Raw genomic sequence first — 4792 nt, forward strand, 5'->3', positions numbered from 1 at the left:
GTCATCGTGGCAGTCAATCAGTTTACCAACGACCACCCGGACGAGCTCGCTCTGGTGCATGAGTTCTGCCAGTCACGCGGCATCCCCAGCGCCACCGCCAATGTCTTCGGGGAAGGGGGCGCCGGAGCCGTTGAACTCGCCGAAAAAGTGCTCGCCGCAGTCGCCCAGGAGGCCCCGCCGCTATCCTTCCTTTACCAGCCGGAAGACAGCGTCGAAACCAAGCTCACCGCCATCGCCACCAAGATCTACGGTGCCGACGGCGTGCAGCTCACCGAGGAAGCACGCACCAAGCTGGCACTGCTTTCCCGCAGCGGCTTCGACAAGCTCCCGCTCTGCATGGCCAAGACGCAGGACTCCCTCTCCGACGATGCGAAAAAGCGCGGCCGTCCGCGTGGCTTCACCATCACCGTGCGCGATTTCGAAATCGCCAACGGCGCGGGCTTCCTAGTCGCTCTCACCGGCACCATGATGCGCATGCCCGCGCTCCCAAAAGTGCCTGCCGCCGAGCGCATCCAGGTCACGGATGACGGCGTTATGAGTGGCATCTAGCGATGTCTTGCCGTCACGGTGAGCATGCTCTAGCTTGGCACTTCGCATGATTCTGGCCCGCACATTGATCATTGGCTTTCCGTTGCTCGTTGCAGCGGCGGCGGGCTGGTCCGTGCATGACTCCAGTCGCAGTCGTACAGAACGCACCGGGGGTGTCGTCGCGATGCTCTCCCAAAGCGCGCCAGTTCTGAATCCCTTTCTCCCGGCCACAGAGCTTGAGCATGAGATCTCGGATCTGGTGCATGAGCCGCTCATCCGGCTCGGGGGCGATGGCACGCTGCAGCCCGGACTCGCGGAGTTCTGGCGCTGGACGCAGGACTTGACCTGCTGGTTTGCAAATGAAGCCGCCGCCAAACATGCGCAGGACCTGCTGCATGCCCAGATCGGTGAAAACAACCGCTGGACCGAGTGGCATCTCGGGACGGTGCGAGTCCTGGAAAACCGTCTGCTGCTGAGTTTCACCGAGCCCAACGCCGAAGGTGTCCGCCAGGCCTTTGAGGTCATCGCGGGGCTGGATATCAAGCCCGTCGTTTACTGGCGTATCGAGCGCCGCACCGCGCTACGCCAGCCTTGGGACAAGTTCATGGCAGGGTCCAAGCAGGCGGGGCAGATCCAGCGCGTTTGGTTCGATGGGGCGAACGCCTGTGAAATTGTGGTGGCGGGCGATTCTCAGCAGTTGCTCGCAGACCTGCATCGTTTCCTAGACGCCAGCGCGGAGGAACCGGCGTCCATCAATCCCCTGGGGGAAATCGGTGCGTTGAGTGAGCCGGTGCTTGATCTCGACATCCGCCCCGGCCAGCACTGGCATGATGGTACGCCCGCGACGGCAGAAGATGCCAAGGCCACCCTCGAATTCCTCCGCACCAACGCCTGGCCTCTGCCGAATCGTGAAGCGTTAAGTAATATCCAGACGATGGAGTCGCAGAACAAAGGCACCCGCCTGCATGTGTCCTTCCGCCGCCGTCAGGGCACCGCCCTCTGTGTGTTGGTAAATCTCCCCATTCTGCCCGCAGCATGGCTGCGGGCTCATCCCGCACCGCAGGAGTCTGATTTTGTACACGATGCGCCGCCGGGTGCCGGAACGCACCGCATCATCTCACGCGATCCCCGATCGCTTTTCCTGACCCCGGTGCAGCAGGACAAGGCAATGCCGAGTTTCATGTTTAACTTCGCTGTCTCGCCCTTGATGACGCAGATTGGCGTCCGTACTCACACCGTGGATCTGGTCTGGCCTGCGGCGGATCGCACCCAGTTGGAGCGACTGCGTTTCACTCCGCCTCGGCAGCGCCTGGTCGTGCTTTGGAACACCCGGAACGATGTTTTGAAACACGAGCGCTGCCGTGAGGCGCTGGCGCTGGCCACGGACACAGATGAACTCATCCGCACACTCCCCGGGCGTCTCGGCCACGCAGATGCCAGCCTCTTCGCTCCCAACCTCTGGTTCAGCACCCTCGCCAAGAGCCAGCCTTTTCAGCTTGAGCAGGCGCGCAAAATTCTTGCCGAGGCAGGCTGGCCGCGAGATGACAAAGGCATCGCGCGCAGCCCGGAGCGTCCACTCCGCTTCACCCTCCTCGTTCCCAGCAGCGACGCACTGCACACCCGCACGGCGGACCTCCTCGTTGCACAATGGCGCAAGCTCGGCGCCGAGGTGAAGATCGAGCTCGCTCCCGACGCCCAGTCTCTCGCCCAGCGTCTGCACGAGCACCGCTTTGACGCCGTGCTGCTCGACCAGCGCTTCGAAGTTTCCTGGGACCAGCTCCCCTGGTGGCACTCCGCGCAGGCCAAAACAGGCGGCAGCAATTTCTGCGGCATTTCTGACCCGCAGACCGATCTCATCCTCGAAGCCCTCGCTGCCGAATACGATCCCGAGCAGGTGCCAAGGCGCGTGCGGGAGCTCGAGTCCCGCCTTCTTCCTCTGCATCCCATGCTCACTCTGTTCACCACGCATGACGAGGCCGCCGCCATGCCGACCCTGCGTGAAAAGAGATCAACTCGCGGTCCCGTTTCTGACTGGACCCTGCAAACACTCACCGGGCCGCCGAGACTCACGCCGACCGCTCCCCTTTTCAAACTTCAACTGCGCACGCCGGAATGACGAGCCTGCAGCCCTTCTCATTGCCGCCACGGTGGCTGCCCTTGCGCCTGCTTCTCGGCGGCTTGATCGCCGCACTGCTGCTGCTGCCTTTCCAACATCACGATGCAAAAGTGCTCGCGCTGCCCGGCCCCGACTTCTGGCTGCGTTGCAGTTCCAGCCTGCTGGTTCTTGCCACGGGACTGCTGCTCGCGCTGTGCATTGCCGTTATCGTAGGACTGCGCGCGCGGCAGATCGGCCCCCGCACGGAAAAGTTCATCGCTTTGCTAGGCCGTGCGCTCGCCTGTGTCCCTGTGGTCGTCCTTACCTGGGGCTTCATCAGCGGCTGGATCGGCCGCCTGGGCTGGCCCGTCGAATCACTCATGCCCGCGCAGTTTCCAGGCAGTCAGCGCGCGCCGTTCGCTCAGGCACTCTGGGAGTTTCTAGCCCCGGCGCTGCTCCTGGCCCTGCCGCTCTGCGGTGAAATGATTCACGCGGTCATCATGGATGGCAGGTCAATTTCAAACCTCGATTTCTCCCTGCGTGCACGCGGTGTTCCCAAAGCATCGCGGCTTTGGCTCCATCATTTAAATCAACTGCTGCCACTGCTCCGCGTGCGCCTGCAGTCCCTGTGCCTCATCGCTCCGGTTTATCTCATCATCATCGAAGACGCGTTACATTTCATGGGCTGGGGAGACTGGATGGCGCAGAGCCTCCGTGCCGGCGGGGCAGGGGGCATCCCCCTCGGATTCGTTAGCGGTGCAGCCATGCTGGCCCTCCTGTCCGCCTCTCTTCAGCTTCTGCCGGGTCGGAAAAAATCCGCCGCTGGCTTCGTGACCACGCTTGCCTGGCAGCCGTGGCTGCTCTGGGCGCTTGGCATTCTGGCACTGCTTCCCACCTCACTGCTGTCATGGCTTGCCCTCTGGATTGCCCTGCTCCTCTCAGGCAGCGCCGCTTGGTACCATGCTTGGAACCACATCGAGGCAGCGCTGCCCATCGATGCCGCCCGCGTGTGCGGCGCGACGGACTCGATGATCTGGCGCGACCACATCTCTCGTGTGCTTCACCCCATGCTCGCCGCTTGGATCTGCACCCTCTTTGCACAGACACTCCTCTGCATCGCCGTCGCCTGCGCCATGCTGCCCCGGCTGATCGATTCATTGAACGGCCCGCTCGCCAAAATCTACCGACCCCTAGCGCTCGCCTCGGCGCAGGATGCCGCACAGACCCTTGCAGATCCCACCGCGCTCCTCCAGTCCGGCGCCACCATCGCGCTTGCCGCCTTGTGTTTGCTCCAAGTCAGCCGCATCGTAAAACCTCGACTTTCCTGAGCCCCATGTCCGCCGAAGCCATCTCCCCCCAAGACATCCCGCTCCTCTGCATCCGCGATTTGCAGATCGAATTCAGCCGCCATGACGCCGAGCCCGTGAAAGCCGTCAAGGGCATCAGCCTTGAGCTCAAGCGCGGCGAATCCATCGCCCTCGTCGGTGAAAGCGGCAGCGGCAAAAGCGCCACCGCCCTCTCCTTCGCCCGCCTGCTCCCCGAGCCTCCCGCCAAAATCACCGCACGGCAGATGTCGCTCAACGGCCACGAGATTCTCGAAATGAATGAGCGCGAGCTGCGAGCCATTCGAGGCAAGGAAATCGCCTACATTTTCCAGGAGCCCACCACCTCCCTCAATCCCGTCCTCACCATCCGCACCCAGATCGCCGAGGCCCTCGCCCTCCATCGCCCCGATGTCAGCAAGGCCGGTCGCGACGACGAAATCGTCAAGTGGCTCGACAAAGTCGGCATCGTGGACTCTCGCAAGCGTCTCCACGCCTACGCGCATGAGCTTAGCGGCGGCATGCAGCAGCGCGTCATGATCGCCATGGCCCTCTGCACCCAGCCCAAGCTCCTCATCGCCGACGAGCCCACCACCGCTCTCGACGTCACCATTCAAAAGCAGATCATGGATCTCCTCGCCCAGCTCCGTCGCGATCTCGACATGTCCATCATCCTCATCACCCACAATCTCGGCATCATCCGCAGCGTTGTGGATCGCGTCGCCGTCATGTTCCGTGGCGAGATCGTCGAAACCGGCCCCGTCGATGAAGTCCTGCGCAATCCGCAGCACCCCTACACCAAGGCCCTCCTCGCCTGCGTCCCCCGCATGGGCCCCAAGCAGCCCCG

4 protein-coding genes are annotated in these 4792 nt (G+C 63.1%); all 4 read left to right on the top strand.

Annotation, left to right across the window (positions count from 1 at the left end; translation table 11 throughout):
- Positions 1 to 549 (top strand): formate--tetrahydrofolate ligase (locus PSV43_RS07610; RefSeq protein ID WP_300195179.1); only part of this gene is annotated, 549 nt, incomplete at its 5' end.
- A gap of 46 nt (positions 550 to 595) precedes the next feature.
- Positions 596 to 2644 (top strand): ABC transporter substrate-binding protein, encoded by a 2049-nt coding sequence (locus PSV43_RS07615; protein ID WP_300195181.1) that lies wholly within the window; start codon positions 596 to 598, stop codon positions 2642 to 2644.
- 41 nt (positions 2645 to 2685) lie between these two features.
- Positions 2686 to 3951, top strand: a complete 1266-nt coding sequence (locus PSV43_RS07620; RefSeq protein WP_300195183.1) for a hypothetical protein — start codon at positions 2686 to 2688, stop codon at positions 3949 to 3951.
- A gap of 5 nt (positions 3952 to 3956) precedes the next feature.
- Positions 3957 to 4792 (top strand): ABC transporter ATP-binding protein (locus PSV43_RS07625; protein ID WP_300195185.1); only part of this gene is annotated, 836 nt, incomplete at its 3' end.

The sequence above is a fragment of the Prosthecobacter sp. genome (assembly GCF_029946185.1).
Lineage (GTDB): Bacteria > Verrucomicrobiota > Verrucomicrobiia > Verrucomicrobiales > Verrucomicrobiaceae > Prosthecobacter.